This window comes from Telluria antibiotica (assembly GCF_011682055.1).
GTDB lineage: Bacteria > Pseudomonadota > Gammaproteobacteria > Burkholderiales > Burkholderiaceae_D > Telluria > Telluria antibiotica.
Genome location: NZ_JAAQOM010000003.1, coordinates 255188 through 271466 on the forward strand (window position 1 = coordinate 255188; position 16279 = coordinate 271466).

A 16279-nucleotide genomic window follows, 5' to 3' on the forward strand; every position below is an offset into this window, starting at 1 on the left:
AGACGATGAATAACTTGTTGCCCTACGCATTCGCGCGCGATTACGGCGTGCTGGCGCGTTCCAACGGCGACCCGTCGCAAGCCGTCGAAGTGCTGGTCTCGAACGCGACCAAGCCGGCGGCCATCGCCGAGGTCTCGCGCCGCTTCGGGCGTATCACGCTGCGGCGGATGGAACGCGCCGAACTGGAATCGGCCATCGCCGCCGCGTACCAGTCGGCCGGCGGCGACGCGTCGCAGGTCGCGGACGAGTTCGACGCCGACCTCGACCTCACCAAGCTGCTGCAGGACGTTCCGGCGATCGAAGACCTGCTGGAATCGTCGGACGACGCGCCCGTCATCCGCATGATCAACGCGCTGCTGACGCAATCGCTGCGCGAAGGCGCGTCCGACATCCACATCGAACCGTTCGAGCAGACGTCCGTCGTGCGCTTCCGCATCGACGGCGCGCTGCGCGACATCGTGCGTCCGCGCAAGGCGATCCACGCGTCGCTGATCTCGCGTATCAAGATCATGTCGCAGCTCGACATCGCGGAAAAACGCCTGCCGCAGGACGGCCGCATCACGTTGCGCATCGGCGGCAAGCCCGTCGACGTGCGCGTGTCCACGCTGCCCACCGGCCACGGCGAGCGCGCCGTGCTGCGTCTGCTCGACAAGGAAGCGGGGCGCCTCGACCTCAGCCACCTGGGCATGAGCGAGCAGATGCTGCCGCAGTTCGACAAGCTGATCAACCAGCCGCACGGCATCGTGCTCGTCACGGGCCCCACCGGTTCCGGTAAAACGACGACGTTGTACGCGTCGCTGTCGCGCCTGAACTCGACCACCACCAACATCATGACGGTGGAAGACCCGATCGAATACGACTTGCCCGGCATCGGCCAGACGCAGGTCAACGCCCGTATCGACATGACGTTCGGCAAGGCCCTGCGCGCGATCCTGCGCCAGGACCCGGACGTCATCATGATCGGCGAGATCCGCGACCTCGAAACGGCCCAGATCGCCGTGCAGGCATCGCTGACGGGCCACCTGGTGCTTGCCACGTTGCACACGAACGACGCCGCGTCGGCCGTCACGCGCCTGCTGGACATGGGCATCGAGCCGTTCCTGCTGTCGTCGTCGCTGCTGGGCGTGATGGCGCAGCGCCTCGTGCGCAAGCTGTGCTCCTACTGCAAGCGCCAGGAAGGCGGGCAATGGGTGGCCGTCGGCTGCGACCGCTGCGGCCACACGGGCTACCACGGCCGCGTGGGCGTGTACGAGCTGCTCGAGACGAATGAACAGATCCGTTCGCAGATCCACAACCAGGCCGCCGAGGCCGAGATCCGCGACACCGCGCTGAAAGTCGGCATGAAGACGATGCGCGAGGACGGCCAGCGGTGGGTGCACGAAGGCGTCACGACGGAAGCGGAACTGGTCCGCGTGACCAAGGCGGACTGATCGATGCCAGCCTTCCGCTACGAAGCCGTCGATGCAGGCGGCGTCACCCGCAAGGGCGTCCTGAATGCCGACAGTCCCCGTGCCGCGCGCGCCGACCTGCGCCTGCAGGGCTTGACGCCGCTGACCGTCGAAGCCATCGCGGCCCAGGTCGACGAGAGCGGGGTGGCGCGCACGCGCGGCTTCGGCGAGCGCCTGTCGCAGGTCGAACTCGCGCTGTTCACGCGCCAGCTCGCGAGCCTGCTGGAAGCGGGCCTGCCGCTCGAGCAAGCCTTCACCGCGCTGCTGGAACAGGCCGAGCGAGCGTACGTGCGCGACCTGATCGCGTCGATCCGCTCCGAAGTGATGGGTGGCGCCTCGTTCTCCAGCGCACTGTCGCGCCATCCGCGCGACTTCGCCGAGATCTACCGCGCCCTCGTCGCCTCGGGCGAGCAGATCGGCCAGCTGTCGCGCGTGCTGTCGCGCCTGGCGGATTACATCGAACGCCGCAATGCCCTCGTGCAGCGGGTGCGCCTCGCGTTCACGTATCCGGCCATCGTGACCGTCGTCGCGTTCGCGATCGTCATCTTCCTGCTGACGTACGTCGTGCCGCAGATCGTGTCCGTGTTCGCCAACACGAAGCAGAAGCTGCCGTTCCTCACGATCCTCATGCTCGGCGTGTCGAACTTTACGCGCGCCTACGGGATCTATGTGGCATTGATCATCATCGCGGCCTGGTTCGCGTGGCGCCGCGCGCTGCAGAACCCGACGCTCAAGCGCAGTTGGCACACGTGGCTGCTGAACGCGCCCGTGTACGGCAAGTTCGAGCGCAGCCTGAACACGACCCGCTTCGCCAGCACGCTGGCGATCACGACCGGTTCCGGCGTGCCCATCCTGCGCGCGCTCGAGACGAGCCGCGACACGCTGTCGAACGTGGCGATGAAGGAACTCGTGGAGGAGGCGACGGCCAGCGTGCGCGAAGGCGTCAGCCTGGCGCGCGCGCTGTCGGCGCAAAAGCTGTTCCCGCCCATGCTCGTGCACATGATCCGCGCGGGCGAGATCACGGGCGAGCTGCCCGCGATGCTGGAACGGGCGTCGAATTCGCAGCAGGCCGATCTCGAGCGGCGCACGCTGACCATCGCCGGCCTGCTGGAGCCGGTGCTGATCCTCGCGATGGGCCTCGTCGTGCTGCTGATCGTGCTGGCCGTGCTGATGCCGATCATTGAAATCAACCAATTGGTCCGCTGATAAGGACACTGATGAACAAGCGTTTGCCTTTACTTCTGAGCCTGCTCGGCGTGATCCTGCTGGCGGCGTCGCTCGCGTACTGGATCATGCAGCTGTACCATCCGGCACAGCGTCCGCTGGCGGCCGTGCCGCAGACGACGATGCCGGACCCATCCATCGATGCGGCCGCCACCCTGTTCGGTGGCCAGGTCGCCGTGGCAAGTGCCACCAATTACCAGTTGACGGGCGTCGTCGCGGACGGACGCGACAGCGTGGCGATCATCGTCGCCGACGGCTCGCCGGCGAAGGCGCTGAAGGTGGGCAAGGAACTGGCACCGGGCATCACGCTGGCCGAGGTGCATCCGCGCTACGTGATGCTGTCCGACGGCGGCGTCATGAAGCGCGTCGACCTGGCCACGGATGCCAAGGCCGCGGCGCCGATGGGCGGCGGTGCGCCGGGCGCACCGCCGCCCGTTGCGCAGCCGAATTTTCCACAACCTCAACCGATCACGACCGCCCCGGCGATGCCGCCCACGCAGGTGAACGCGGGCGCGCCCGACCCGACGTTGGCGCCGGGTTCCGTCCCGGCGCAGCCGTCGATGACGAATCCGGGCGACATGGGCGCGCGCGACAACCCGCCGCCCGCGAATCCGAACCCGATCAATCCGCCTCCGGCCCATATGCCGATGCCGCCGCAGACCCGCACGACCGATAACCCGGCCGGCCTGCAGAACACCCAGTGAGCGGGCCGGGCGTCAGCGGCGCAGCGCCGTGAACGCTGAAAATTCCCACGAACGAAAGCCCACCAGCAAGGTAAAACCGTCGCGTTCCCGCGGCGGCAGCCGGCGGTCGTTGCGGTGCATGCGGGCCAATTCTGCGGCCAGCTGGTGGATTTTTTCCGACAGCTCGGCCGCACTCGCGTGCGACAGGCGCGCGGGCAGGCACATCAGCGTTTCGCCGGCACCGTCGAAGGGCCCGGCGAAATAATCCTCGACGACGTGCGCGCGGAAGAAGCGCTGTACCGGCCCGTCCGGCAGCCAGCGGAAGGCGTTCGACACCCGCAGCGTGTAGCGGTTCAATGGCTTCAGTTCGATCACGCCGAGCCGGTCGAGTTCCACCAGCAAGCCGATGCATTCGGGTTCCGTCAAGCGATAGGTCTCGACCATCTGCTCCAGGCTCCAGTGGCCCAGGCAGCAGATGGCGACGAGCAGCAGGCGCGGATTGGCGACCAGCGCGTTTTCCTGGACCAAGGTCAAGGTGTCGGCCTGCGGGCGCGCATCGGCCGCGCGTCGCAGCACGTCTTCCATGGCGATGCCGGCCGCCTGGCAGATCTGGGCCAGGCGCGACAAGGTCATGTCCTTCTGGCCGAACATGCGCTTGATGCTCGATTCGCTCATCGCGATGCGGTCGGCCAGCATCTTGTAGGTGATCCCGGCCGCGCGCAGTTCGGCGCGCAGGACGTCCAGCAGCATGTCGGGGGAGCTCATGGGTGTGTCGTTTCCCTGTTTTCGTTCGTCAACTCGGCGCTCACGAATGTACAGAAGAAGCGGGCCCAGTTCAAGAAATGTCGAGTCCACACCGCCACGGTCGTCCGCCCCGAACGCGGACCGCCCGATGGGTACGGTTCGTGTGATGATACGTATCAGTTCAGGCGCACGTGCATGGATCGTCGCCGGCGCGCCGCTGTCCAACCGTTATCTCGTGGATCGCTGAAGGAGGGTGTATGGCAAGGTCAACCGTGAAAGCGCTGTTCCTGCTCGCCCTGGCGTTGCCGGGCACGGCCCCGTGGGCGCAGGTGGCTGGAGTGCGGCGTACCGATCTGCTGCGGCATGACAGCACGGTGCCGGGACGCGAGGTCGTCGAGGTGCGCGTCGAGGTCGACCCCGGCCGCGGCGTGCCGCGGCATACGCATCCGGGCGATGAAGTGCTGTATGTCGTCGAGGGCACGCTCGAGTACCTGCCCGACGGGCAAGCACCCGTGCTGCTCAAGGCGGGGCAATCCGTGTTCATCCCGGCCGGTACGGTGCATGCGGCCAGGAACCCCGGCACGGGGGCCGGGGCAGGCATTGCCACCTATTTCGTCGAGAAAGGCAAGCCGCTGATCACGCCGGCCAAGTAGCCGCCGGATTACTCGGCTTCCGGCTCCTCATCCGGCTCGAGCTTGACCTTCTTGAGCGCACGCTTGGCGGCCAGCCGTTCGCTGGCCGTGGGCTTCGCGTGCGCGCCGGCCGCGCGCGCCTTCGCGAAGCCGGCGACCGGGTTGCGCGGTTTCGGTGACGGCGCGGGTTCGACGCGCAGCCGCATCTTCTGCCGGGTTGCCAATGCCTTGTTCGCCATCGCCGCCTCCTTTTATGCGCGCCCGGTTACAGCACGTAGCGCGACAGGTCTTCGTTGACCGCCAGCGCATCGAGCCGTTCGTTGACGTAGGCCGCGTCGATGACGAGCGCCTGGCCGGACTTGTCGGTGGCCGAGTACGAGATCTCTTCGAGCAGCTTTTCCATCACCGTGTACAAGCGGCGCGCGCCGATGTTCTCGGTACGCTCGTTGACGGAATAGGCGATCTCGGCGAGGCGATGGATGCCGTCGTCGGCGAATTCCAATTTGACGCCTTCCGTCGCCAGCAGGGCCTCGTACTGCTTGGTGAGGCTCGCGTCCGTCGACGTCAGGATGCTCTTGAAATCGCCGATCGACAGCGATTCCAGTTCGACGCGGATGGGGAAGCGGCCTTGCAGCTCGGGGATCAGGTCCGACGGTTTCGACAGGTGGAATGCGCCGGAGGCGATGAACAGGATATGGTCCGTCTTGATCATGCCATACTTCGTGTTCACCGTCGTGCCTTCGACCAGTGGCAGCAGGTCGCGCTGCACGCCCGCGCGCGAGACGTCGGCGCCGCCGTGTTCCGAACGCGACGCGATTTTATCGACCTCGTCCAGGAACACGATGCCGTTCTGCTCGACGTTCGCGATCGCCTTCTGCTTCATCTCGTCTTCGTTGATGAGCTTGGCGGCTTCCTCGTCGACGAGCAGCTTCATCGCGTCCTTCACCTTCATCTTGCGGGGCTTCTTGCGGCCGCCGCCGACGCCGGCGAACATCGACTTGATCTGTTCCGTCATCTCTTCCATGCCCGGCGGCGCCATGATTTCCATCTGGGGCGACGCTTCTGCCACGTCGATCTCGACTTCCTTGTCGTCGAGCGCGCCTTCGCGCAAGCGTTTGCGGAAGGTTTGGCGCGTGGCGTCGCCGCCATCCTTGCTGTCGTTGCTGACGTTGAAGCCGAAATCGCGCGCGGGCGGCACGAGGATGTCGATGATGCGGTCCTCGGCGGCGTCCTCGGCGCGCTGGCGCACTTTCTTCATTTCGCTGGCGCGGGTCTGCTTGACGCCGATGTCGATCAGGTCGCGGATGATCGTGTCGACGTCGCGGCCGACGTAGCCGACTTCCGTGAACTTGGTCGCTTCGACCTTGATGAACGGCGCGTCGGCCAGCCTGGCCAGGCGGCGTGCGATCTCGGTCTTGCCGACGCCCGTCGGACCGATCATGAGGATGTTTTTCGGGGTGATCTCGTGGCGCAGCGGTTCCTCGACCTGCTGGCGGCGCCAGCGGTTGCGCAGCGCGATCGCCACGGCGCGCTTGGCTTTACCTTGGCCGACGACGTGCTTGTCGAGTTCCGAGACGATTTCGGACGGAGTCATGTTCATATGCGTGGTCATGAATGCTTTCGTGCGGGAGAGGCCGTTATTCCAGCGTCTCGATGATGTGCGACATATTCGTATAGATGCACAGTTCGCCTGCGATGGTCAGCGCCTTCTTGACGACGTCGGCCGGCGCAAGATCCGTGTTTTCCTGCAGGGCCTTGGCCGCGGACTGCGCGTAGACGCCGCCCGAGCCGATGGCGCCGATGCCGTCCTCGGGTTCGAGCACGTCGCCGTTGCCGGTGATGATCAGGGTCTTTTCGCGGTCGGCCACCAGCAGCATCGCTTCCAGGCGGCGCAGCACGCGGTCGGTGCGCCAGTCCTTGGCCAGTTCGACGGAGGCGCGCAGCAGATTGCCCTGGTGTTTTTCCAGCTTCGCTTCGAAGCGGTCGAGCAGGGTAAACGCATCGGCCGTGCCGCCGGCAAAGCCGCACAGCACCTTGTTCTGGTAGAGCTTGCGCACCTTGCGCGCGGAGCCCTTCATGACGACATTACCCAGGGTGACTTGGCCGTCGCCACCGAGCGCGACCTGGTTGCCGCGCCTTACGCTCAGGATCGTCGTGCCGTGAAATTGTTCCATATTTGCCTCGTGGTTGATCTGCTCATCGCAAGTGGGGATGTCAGATCAAATTGCAAGACTGGAGCATATCCAAGGATCACCAGCACTCGGCGCATGCCGGGCCGACGTCAGTATTTGTGCGCGTACAGCCGCACCCGCTCGCCGGTGCCCAGCAGCCGCAGCAGGGCCGCCACGGGGTGGTTCAGGTCGCGCAGGACGATGTCGCGCTCGTCTGCCGCCAAGGTGCGCAGATGCCCTGCCAGCGCGTTGGCGGCCGTGTAATCGACGCGGGCGAGCCGTGAGCCGTCCAGCACGACCGTCGGGTGGCGCGCCGCGTGGTCGGCGATCGCGGCCAGCAGGGCGCCGCAGTCGCCCCGGACGACGGCCGGCAGCAGGAAGCGGTCGCTCGCGGTGGCGGCGTGCGCGACCGGACTCGCCGCGGCCAGGCTCACGGCCAGGTGTGGTGGCGCTTCGAACGACGGCGGCGACACTTCGAAGGTGACGCAGTAATCCATCGCGGTTTCCTCGAAATCCTTTTCGCGGTTCGTCAGCAGCAACAGTTCCAGCAGCAGCAACCACGGTGCCTCGCCGGGGCCGCGGTCGCCGATGGCCAGCATCGGACGCAGCACGGCGACGAGGTGGTCGGCGCCGGCCAGCACGAGTTCGCGCCCGGCCTTGCGCAAGGCCTGCAGCGCGTCCAGCAACAGCGCGCAGCCTTGCGGCGTGACGTGGGCGACGGCCTGGAATTCGAACCGCACGAGCGGACTGGCCATACCTGCCTGTGCGCGCGCGAGTTGCGCGCCGGTGAGGGCATCGTCGTCCAGGCTGCCGGACAGGCTCACGGTGGGGATCGCCCCGGCGAACTGGTTGTCGAGCGCGGGGCCAAGGCGCGTGCGCGACGCCTCGGCGACGGGGCGGTAGGTGGGCGGCGAGGTCTCGAAGTGGCTGGCGTAGTCGATCGCGATGCTTTCGAACTCGTGTTCCTGGCCGAGGATCTGGTACAGGTCGAACAGCATCCACCAGGATAGCCGTTCGCCCGCGCCGCCATTCCGTTCTTTCAGGCTCGTGCGCAGCAGAAGCGCGGCGGCCTCGAGCTGGTCGTTGGCGTACAGGATCGCCGCTTCCTCGACGACGGGTGTGCTGGACGGCGCGACGGCCGCATCGGGCAGGTCGTCCGGGCCGAGCAGCATGTCGGTGTTCTGGTCGGCCGGCGGTGTGGCTGCGACACCGGCCACGGCGGCCGGTGGGCGCCGGCTGCCGCTCCAGGCATCGTCGTCGAAAATGTCGGAGGCCATCTCGAGTTCGATCTCGTCGATCTTGGCCGCCGTGGCGCGGGCGATTTCACGCTGCCGCTCGCGTTCCGCTTCCGTATCGAGCGCGAGCCGCGTGACGGGGCCGGCCGCCAGCGCAGGGTGCGGGCGCGCACGCACGCCCGCACCCGCGCGTGGTGCGTCGTCTTTTTTCTTCAGGAAATCGAAGAGCCCCATCCCATCCTTCTCTGCCGCGCAGCGGCGCCCGGTCGTGTACCGGTCGAGACATTAGCATGGCGGCGCGGATCACATGGCGCGCACGCCTGAGCTGCGTCAAGTCGTCGGCGATCCCTTCAGTGTATCCGATAGGCAATAATTCGTGCACACAAAACCGGCGGTCGGCGCTGGCGGGAGCGTGGGCCCGGAAACAAAAAAGCATGCGGCGGGCGCATGCTTTTTTGATCGGAGCGGACGGCGATCAGTCACCGTACAGTTTCTGCTTCAGCTCACGGCGCTGCTGAGCTTCCAGCGACAGCGTCGCGGTCGGACGGGCGATCAGGCGGGGAATGCCGATCGGCTCGCCCGTTTCCTCGCACCAGCCGTATTCGCCGGATTCGATCGCGGCCAGTGATTGCTGGACCTTCTTGAGCAGCTTGCGCTCGCGGTCGCGGGTGCGGAGCTCCAGCGCGTGCTCTTCCTCGATGGTGGCGCGGTCGGCCGGGTCGGGCACGAGGACCGTTTCGCGCAGGTGTTCCGTCGTCTCGCCGGCGTTTTTCAGCAGCTCTTTTTCGAGCTCCTGCAGGCGGTTCTTGAAGAACGCCAGCTGGGCCGGGTTCATGTAGTCGTCGTCGCTCATGGCCCGAATTTCTTCTTCCGTCAGAAGGCGGTCTTCGGGCTGCGCCACGGTATTCGGTTTCGTTGTTTTAGTCATGACTTCACTTACCTTTGATACGACAGAGTTTCCATTTTATCAGCTAACTCAGCGGTCACCGTTGCTATGGTGTGCGCCGGCCGGCTGCCGTAACGGCCCGGTTTTCCGGGCCTGCCCCGCGTCAGGCCGTGCGGGCGGGGCTGTCCAGTCGTTCGTCCACGGATGCATCCAGGCAGGTCAACGATACCGAACGAAGGGCGGACCGCGCAAGGGGCACTATAGAACCGGAGTAGTTTATACCAAACACTGTTCCAATCCGCGAATAAAGACATCTTTCGGTAAATTTTTACCAATAAACACCATCTTGCTGCCACGCGTTTCGCCATCCGCCCACTTTGCACCGAGGTCGCTACCCATGATTTGATGCACGCCTTGGAAGACGACCTTGCGGTCGGCGCCGGCCATCGACAGCACGCCCTTGTAGCGGAGCATGTTCGGGCCGAAGACTTGCACCATGCTGCCGAGGAATTGATCCAGGCGCTCGGGGTCGAATGCGCGCTCGCTTTTGAACACGAACGCCGCGATGTCGTCGCTGTGGTGGCCGTGGTGGTGGTCGTGGCTGTGGTCGCACGCTTCCGTGTGCACGTGGTCGTGATCGTGATGATCGTGGTCGTGGTCGTGCGCTTCCTCGGTCGTGAGGAAGGCCGGATCCAGTTCCAGCTTGTCGTTCAGATTGAAGCCGCGCAGGTCGAGCACGTCGGTGAGAGGCGCCCGGCCGAAATCCGACGTGCTGATCGGCGCGCGCGGATTGATGCGGCGGATGCGCGCCTTCAGCTCCTCGACGGCGGCGGCGTCCACGAGGTCGGTCTTGGACAGCAGGATCTTGTCGGCGAACCCGACCTGGCGCTGGGCTTCCTCGTGGCGGTCCAGCTGGTCCATCGCGTGCCGTGCGTCGACGACGGTGACGACGGCGTCCAGCAGGTAGTGGGCGCCGACTTCTTCATCGACGAAGAACGTCTGCGCGACCGGACCCGGATTGGCGAGGCCCGTCGTCTCGATCACGACGCGGTCGAAGTGGATTTCGCCGGCATCGCGCTTGCGCGCCAGGTTCGTGAGGGCGACGATCAGGTCGCCGCGCACGGTGCAGCAGATGCAGCCATTGTTCATCTCGACGATCTGCTCGCCCGGGTCCTGCACAAGGATTTCGTTGTCGATGTTTTCCTGGCCGAATTCGTTTTCGATGACGGCGATGCGCAGGCCGTGCTCTTCCCGCAGGATGCGGTTGAGCAACGTCGTTTTGCCGGCGCCGAGGAAGCCGGTCAGGATAGTGCTGGGAATCAATTCCATATGTCGCTGTCCAATGGGGTGAGCCGTTCCGGCTGCGGGGAATCGGAAGATTATGCCGGATTTTGCGGATCGTCACCACCCGCCATGCCGTGCCCGCCTTGGCAGGCAGGCTACTTGCGCCTGGCGCGCGGATGGGCCTTGTCGTAGACGGCGGCCAGATGCTGGAAATCGAGCGACGTGTAGATCTGCGTCGACGTGATGCTGGCGTGGCCCAGCAGTTCCTGCACGGCGCGCAGGTCGCCCGACGATTGCAGCAAATGCGAAGCGAACGAATGGCGCAGCACGTGTGGATGCACGTGGACCGGCACGCCGGCCTTGCGCGCGTGGACTTTCAAGCGGTATTGCACGACGCGGGGACTGATGCGCGTGGCGCGCGTCGTCAGGAACAGGGCGGCGCTGCCATCGCATGCGGGCGGGCGCACGGCCAGCCATGCGGCCAGCGCCGCGCGGGCCGGGGCGCCGACGGGCACGCGCCGCATCTTGTTGCCCTTGCCTGTGACGACCACTTCCTGCGCCTCGAGTTCGAGCCAGCCGAGCGAGGCCGGCTGGCCGTCGCGGGCGGGCACGTGATGGACGTCGAGCCCGGCCAGCTCGGACACCCGCAGGCCGCTCGAGTACAGCAGTTCGAACATGGCGCGGTCGCACAGCTCCGCCGGTTCCGCGTTGCCGGGCGTCGTTTTTTCCATCAGCTGGACGGCGTCGTCGACGGCCAACGCCTTCGGCAGGCGCTTGGGACGGCGCGGCGCGCGCACGCCGTCGGCCGGGTTCGCCGCGAGGGGCAGTTCGCGCGACAGCCAGTCGAAGAAGCCGCGCCAGCCGGACAGCTTGCGCGCGATCGACGCCGCGCTTTGTCCTTCGGCGTGCAGCTTCGCGGCGAAGCGGCGGATATCGAAATGGGTCAGCGCAGTCCAGCCGGCCTGGTTCGGCAGGCTGGCAAGCCGGGCCAGCTCGGCCAGGTCGCGGCGGTAGGCGGCGATCGTGTGGTCGGACAGCTGGCGTTGCGTCTTCAGCTCCGCCAGGTAGCGGCCGGTCCAGTCGTCGGCGGCCGGCGTGTCCATGTCAGCCGAGCAGGGGGGCGAGAGCGGTGCCGGCCGTCTCGCCGATGTGGACGAGGAAATCCGTCGCCATCGCGGCGCTGAAGCGTTCCGTCTCGGGCGAGCCGAGCACGAGCAGGCCGAACGCGGTGCCGCCGGCACGCAGCGGCAACAGCACGGTCGAGCGCACGGCGCCCGCGTCGGCCAGCCAGCCGACCGCTTCGAATTCCTTGTTCGGGCCGCAGTACGGCGCGCGCAGGCTGCTGGCGAACAGGCGCACGTCTTCGGAGACGTCGCGCGCATACCAGGCATCCGCGTGCTCGGGCGCGAGCTTCCACAGGCGCAGCGTGGCTTGCGGCACGATGAAATGCTCGACGAGGCCGTCGGCCACGGCGGACGGGAGCTCGGCAGGCACGCGCGTGCGCAGCAATTGCTGGGTCCAGCCGTGGAAACGGTTGGCGATGGCAGCGTTTTCCTCGGCGTGGCGCACCAGTTCGGACATGCGCAGTTCCAGCGCGCGGTACTTGTCGCGCATGACTTCCATCTGGCGCTCCTGCAGCGACACCGCGCGGCCCGTCAGCGGGCTCGACAGTTTTACCTCGCCCAGCAGGGCGGCATGCTCCACGAAGAATTGCGGATGGTCGACCAGGAATTGGGCGATGGCGGTGGAATCCAGTGTTGCGGTGGTCATGTGCGGCTTGCGGGTTGGGTAGACCGTTCATTTTAACCGACCGCAATGGCTCGGCGCAGATTTCCTCTTGGCATTGTGTCACCGCAGCATCACCAAAAACAGCAAGGGCGGACCCGGTTGCCCGGGCCCGCCCTTGCGGTGCGATGCGGCGGGGTTGCCCCCGCGCCGTCAGCTTAGAACGAGTGGTTCAGGCCGACGTCGTAGAAGTTCTTCACCGACGAGCCGGCGACGAAGCCCAGCGTGTCGTACGTGAAGATGTTCGTCTTGCGCGATGCGTCGACGTACAGGTACGTACGCTTCGACAGGCTGTACTCGTAGCCCAGCGAGTACTGGCGGGTGATCAGGTCGTGCAGGCGGGTGGTCTCTTCTTGCTTCTTCAGACCGAAACCGACCAGCATCTTGCCCGGGCCCATGCCGTAGGTCATACCGATTTCCGCGCCCTTGACGGTCGGACGGAAGGTGTTGGTGTGCTCTTGATCCTGATGGGAGTAGGTAGCCATCAGTTTCATTTCCGGGCTGACCGAGAACGAACCTGCAACCGACCACACTTTCGATTCGACGGCGTTGCGCTCGTAAGCGACCATCGCAGCGGCCGGACCGTTGTTATAGGTGCCAGCGATCGAGAACGGGTTGGCCGAAGCTTGTTGGTTCAGTGCGTAGCTCGCGCCGTTGCCGATACCGGTCAGCTTGCCGCCGTTGGCTTCTTTCGATGCCCACGATGCGTTCACCTGGAAGCCGTTCGAGACCGGCGAGTTATAGAAGATCGCGTTCGAGATGCGGTTGCTGTTCGGCGAGCCACCGGTGGTGTTCACGTCCAGCGGAGCCGAGTTGAAGCCGGCGACCGAGATGTCCGTGTAGAAGCCGGCCGGGGACGGCAGGCCGTGCCACGGTTCGAACGAACCGACGATTTCCTGGAACGGGGTCAGGCCACGGCCCAGACGGACCATACCGAAGTCGCCCTGCAGGCCGACGCGGGTCTGGCCCTGGAACAGCGGACGGCCGCCGTTTTCGTTGGTGCCGGTGTCCGGCTCGTAACGCATTTCGACTTGGAACAGTGCCTTCAGGCCGTTGCCCAGGTCTTCCGTGCCCTTGAAGCCCAGGGTGTTGGCGGCGCGCTTGCCGATGTTCAGGGTCTGGTCCGACTGCTTGGACATGCCGACGTCGACGTTACCGTAGATTTGAACGGCGGTTTGAGCTTGTGCAACACCGGCGAAGGCGCCCAGCAGAGCGGCTGCCACGAGGGTTTTTTTCATCTATTTTTATCCTAAAAAGTGAATCGAAGGAATCCAGAGAGCATTGAGATTTTTATTAGTTGCTGAACACTCGGATGTGTGAACCTTAAATGCTTAATGCGTCAAGATTGTCTGATTTGTCAATTATGACTGTTGCACTTGGTCGAAAGCCAATAAATCCAATCGTGCTGTTGTATTTTCGAAACGCATGACCTCGCAACCGGGGCGTACCTTAAGCCTCGTTTAAGTTTCCAGGCGTCATCATTCGGTCCCCGTACCACGGCAGGGTTTGTGCGGGCTCAAAGGCCATTGGAATCGCAGGCGAATCGCGCCGACGCGGCTTTAGACTCTGGCCCATCCGACGTCCATTGTTACCGCAGTGCGCGCCGCGTGAGCTCATCGGTAGCGCATCGTAATCGATCTTGCGCGCATCTGCATGTATTTATGTGCGTAAATATGTTGCGTACATGTCTCAGGCGTCTCTAACATCCAGAAAATGAACGATGGCAAATCGTGAAGAACTGGCAGTCATCCGCGGTGCACGCGCGGGACGCGCCGAATCGCAACTGGCCCTGGGCCGGCTCTACCTGTTCGGCAGTGCGGGATTGCCGAAGAGCCTGCCCACGGCCCTCCATTGGCTCGACCGTGCTGCGCAGCAAGGGTGCGAGGAAGCATGGCAATTGATCGGGAACCATATCCCGGTCGACCTTGCGCGTGACAGTCCGCAATCCGTGACCGATTGGTACGAGCGGGCGTACGACGGCGGGCTCGTGCGTGCGGGACTCGTGTATGCCCAGCTGGTGCTGGGCGCGGCGCGCGACGGCGACGGCGTGCCGGTCCAGCGCGCCAAGGCGCTGCGCGCGCTGGAAGACGCGGCCCGGGCAGGGTTCCCGGAAGCGCAGTGGCTGCTTGCGCGCGCGCATGGCGCGGCGACGCCCGAGGCGGACGAGCCGGCGGTCCACGCCCCAGCAGCCAGTCCGGCCGGGCAGCGCTGGCTGCGCCAGGCGGCCGACAGCGGCGTCGGCGCCGCGCAGTTCGCGCTGCTGGAACAGGACTGGAATGCGCAGCGCTGGGGCGCCTGGCTGGCCCGTGCGCTGCCGCGCGCGCGCGCCCTGGCCGGTTCCGATGCCGCGCAGGATCATACGGCGGCGCGGCTCGCGCCGGACGAAGTGCTGCTGCTGTCGCGCTGCGCCCGGCTCGTCGAGGCGAACGAGGTGCCGCACGACGTCGGCGAGGAGGAATTGCTCAGGTTCTGGGAATGCGCCGCGGCCGAGAACGACCGCCATGCACAGTTCGCGCTGGGCCTGTGGTGCGCGCGCATGCGCGTCGACGGCAAACGCGTGCCCGGCAGCCATGGCGCAGCCAACTTCAAGAAGGCTGTGCGCTGGCTGACGCAGGCGGGCGAGCAGGGCCTGGCGGAAGCGTGGTATGCGCTGTCGCGCATTTATATCAAGCCGGAATTCTCGCAGCGTAATGTCGTGGAGGCGCAGAAATACCTGGAGCGCGCGGCGGAGATGGGCTATCGCGACGCCCAGTTCGAATGCGGGAACGCGGCATGGCGCGCGCGCCGCGAGAACGAGAACAACGACGTGCGTGCGCTGTTCTGGCTGCAGAAGGCGGCCGTGCAGGGTTGCCCGAAGGCCGCGGCCGCCCTGCGCAAGCTGGCGCCGCGCCAGCCCGGCGCCTGGCCGCACCTCGACCCGCTGCTCGTGGGGCGCGACCTGACGGCGTATCCGCTGCTGGCCGCGCGCCTGGAGCTGGCCGTGGCATTCGGCTTGAGCCGGGCCGAGGCCCTGTTGCTGGACATCCGCGGCGCCGACCGCGGCCACTGCCTCGTGATCGACATCCGCGCCAGCTACGGGCGCAGCCGGCGCCGCCTGATCTCGGTGGATACGGCACAGGAACGCCAGCTGCTCGACCGTGTCGGGCTCGTGTTCGACAACGTCGATTGCGGTCCCGGCGGTCCGGAAGGGAATTATCGCCAGCGCCTGTACCGATTGCGCAGCCTGTTGCCCGACGCTGAGGCTGGCAGCCAGGACGGTGCGGAGGATGGCGATTACTCGCTGGCCGCCTGAGTGCAGGCGGCCATCTCCCGGTCAGATCTCGATTTCGCCTTCGAATACCGTCTCGGCCGGGCCACTCATATAGACGGGCTGGCCTTCGCCGGCCCAGTTGATGGTCAGCTTGCCGCCCCGTGCCTGCACCTGCACGGGCGCATCCAGCAGGCCGCGGCGGATGCCGGCCACGACGGCGGCGCACGCGCCGGTGCCGCAGGCCAGGGTCTCGCCGGCGCCCCGTTCGTAGACGCGCAGCTTGACGTGGTTGCGGTCCACGATCTGCAGGAAGCCGGCATTCACGCGGCGGGGGAAGCGCGGGTGGTGCTCGATCTGCGGCCCCGTCTCGAGTACGGGCGCGGCGTCGACGTCGGCGACGACCTGCACCGCGTGCGGATTGCCCATCGACACCGTCGACACGAGCACGGTCTGCTCCTCGCCCTTGACGGCGACCGTCAGCGGCCACAGCGTATCGCGGCCTTCCGTTACGCCTTCCAGGCCCGCGGCGTCGAACGGGACCCGGGCCGGTTCCAGGATCGGGGCGCCCATGTCGACGGTGACGCTGCCATCGTCTTCCAGGCGCGGCGTGATGATGCCGCTCATCGTCTCGACGCGGATGCTGCGTTGATCGGTCAGGCCCTTGTCGCTGACGAAGCGCACGAACGCGCGCGAACCGTTGCCGCACTGCTCGACTTCGCTGCCGTCATTGTTATAGATGCGGTAGCGGAAATCGCTGTCTGCCGTGGCCGGGCGCTCGACGATCAGGATCTGGTCGGCGCCGACGCCGAAACGGCGGTCGGCCAGGCGGCGCCATTGTTCCGGACCCAGGTCGAGTTGCTGGTTGATCGCATCGATCACGACGAAATCGTTGCCGGCGCCGTGCATCTTGGTGAACTTGAGTTTCATGGTATTCGTA

The 16279-nt window shown here is 66.0% G+C and carries 16 protein-coding genes; 5 read left to right on the forward strand and 11 right to left on the reverse strand.

Annotated features, from left to right (window positions below; translation table 11 throughout):
• Positions 1-5: 5 nt before the first annotated feature.
• The 3 genes from gspE to HAV22_RS06455 are packed head-to-tail and all read left to right on the forward strand — an operon-like array spanning position 6 to position 3376.
• Positions 6-1430: a type II secretion system ATPase GspE gene (gene gspE / locus HAV22_RS06445; RefSeq protein ID WP_166857735.1), complete on the forward strand. Its 1425-nt coding sequence runs from the start codon at positions 6-8 to the stop codon at positions 1428-1430.
• A gap of 3 nt (positions 1431-1433) precedes the next feature.
• Positions 1434-2654 (forward strand): type II secretion system inner membrane protein GspF, encoded by a 1221-nt coding sequence (gspF, locus tag HAV22_RS06450; protein ID WP_166857737.1) that lies wholly within the window; start codon positions 1434-1436, stop codon positions 2652-2654.
• An 11-nt stretch (positions 2655-2665) separates the two neighbouring features.
• Positions 2666-3376: a type II secretion system protein N gene (locus HAV22_RS06455; protein ID WP_166857739.1), complete on the forward strand. Its 711-nt coding sequence runs from the start codon at positions 2666-2668 to the stop codon at positions 3374-3376.
• 12 nt (positions 3377-3388) lie between these two features.
• Here the strand turns inward: HAV22_RS06455 and HAV22_RS06460 are convergent, their stop codons facing one another.
• Positions 3389-4120: a helix-turn-helix domain-containing protein gene (locus HAV22_RS06460; protein WP_166857741.1), complete on the reverse strand. Its 732-nt coding sequence runs from the start codon at positions 4118-4120 to the stop codon at positions 3389-3391.
• 236 nt (positions 4121-4356) lie between these two features.
• On the opposite strand from HAV22_RS06460, the gene HAV22_RS06465 reads away from it, so the two are divergent.
• On the forward strand, positions 4357-4752 hold the full coding sequence (locus HAV22_RS06465) for a cupin domain-containing protein (RefSeq protein WP_166857743.1): 396 nt from the start codon (positions 4357-4359) through the stop codon (positions 4750-4752).
• Positions 4753-4760: 8 nt separating this feature from the next.
• Here the strand turns inward: HAV22_RS06465 and HAV22_RS06470 are convergent, their stop codons facing one another.
• The 9 genes from HAV22_RS06470 to HAV22_RS06505 form a co-directional block, all read right to left on the reverse strand.
• Entirely contained in the window at positions 4761-4970 is a 210-nt protein-coding gene (locus tag HAV22_RS06470; protein WP_166857745.1) for a hypothetical protein, read from the reverse strand.
• A 26-nt stretch (positions 4971-4996) separates the two neighbouring features.
• Positions 4997-6331, reverse strand: coding sequence for an ATP-dependent protease ATPase subunit HslU (hslU, locus tag HAV22_RS06475; protein WP_166858142.1), 1335 nt, complete (start codon positions 6329-6331; stop codon positions 4997-4999).
• 37 nt (positions 6332-6368) lie between these two features.
• Positions 6369-6905, reverse strand: coding sequence for an ATP-dependent protease subunit HslV (gene hslV / locus HAV22_RS06480; protein WP_166857747.1), 537 nt, complete (start codon positions 6903-6905; stop codon positions 6369-6371).
• 107 nt (positions 6906-7012) lie between these two features.
• Positions 7013-8371, reverse strand: a complete 1359-nt coding sequence (locus HAV22_RS06485) for an STAS domain-containing protein (protein WP_166857749.1) — start codon at positions 8369-8371, stop codon at positions 7013-7015.
• A gap of 241 nt (positions 8372-8612) precedes the next feature.
• Positions 8613-9065: an RNA polymerase-binding protein DksA gene (gene dksA / locus HAV22_RS06490; RefSeq protein WP_166857751.1), complete on the reverse strand. Its 453-nt coding sequence runs from the start codon at positions 9063-9065 to the stop codon at positions 8613-8615.
• Between the two features lie 234 nt (positions 9066-9299).
• Positions 9300-10352 carry a CobW family GTP-binding protein gene (locus HAV22_RS06495; protein ID WP_166857753.1) on the reverse strand — a complete coding sequence of 351 codons (1053 nt, stop codon included), beginning with the start codon at positions 10350-10352 and terminating at the stop codon, positions 9300-9302.
• Positions 10353-10462: 110 nt separating this feature from the next.
• Positions 10463-11410: a tyrosine recombinase XerC gene (gene xerC / locus HAV22_RS06500; protein ID WP_229421112.1), complete on the reverse strand. Its 948-nt coding sequence runs from the start codon at positions 11408-11410 to the stop codon at positions 10463-10465.
• 1 nt (position 11411) lies between these two features.
• Positions 11412-12077 carry a DUF484 family protein gene (locus HAV22_RS31100; protein ID WP_229421113.1) on the reverse strand — a complete coding sequence of 222 codons (666 nt, stop codon included), beginning with the start codon at positions 12075-12077 and terminating at the stop codon, positions 11412-11414.
• A gap of 173 nt (positions 12078-12250) precedes the next feature.
• A complete protein-coding gene (locus HAV22_RS06505) occupies positions 12251-13330 on the reverse strand; it encodes a porin (protein WP_166857757.1) in 1080 nt (359 codons plus the stop codon).
• A gap of 482 nt (positions 13331-13812) precedes the next feature.
• Between HAV22_RS06505 and HAV22_RS06510 the strand changes: the two genes are divergently transcribed.
• On the forward strand, positions 13813-15384 hold the full coding sequence (locus HAV22_RS06510) for a tetratricopeptide repeat protein (RefSeq protein ID WP_166857759.1): 1572 nt from the start codon (positions 13813-13815) through the stop codon (positions 15382-15384).
• 21 nt (positions 15385-15405) lie between these two features.
• Here the strand turns inward: HAV22_RS06510 and dapF are convergent, their stop codons facing one another.
• Positions 15406-16269 (reverse strand): diaminopimelate epimerase, encoded by an 864-nt coding sequence (dapF, locus tag HAV22_RS06515; protein WP_166857761.1) that lies wholly within the window; start codon positions 16267-16269, stop codon positions 15406-15408.
• Between the last annotated feature and the right edge of the window lie 10 nt (positions 16270-16279).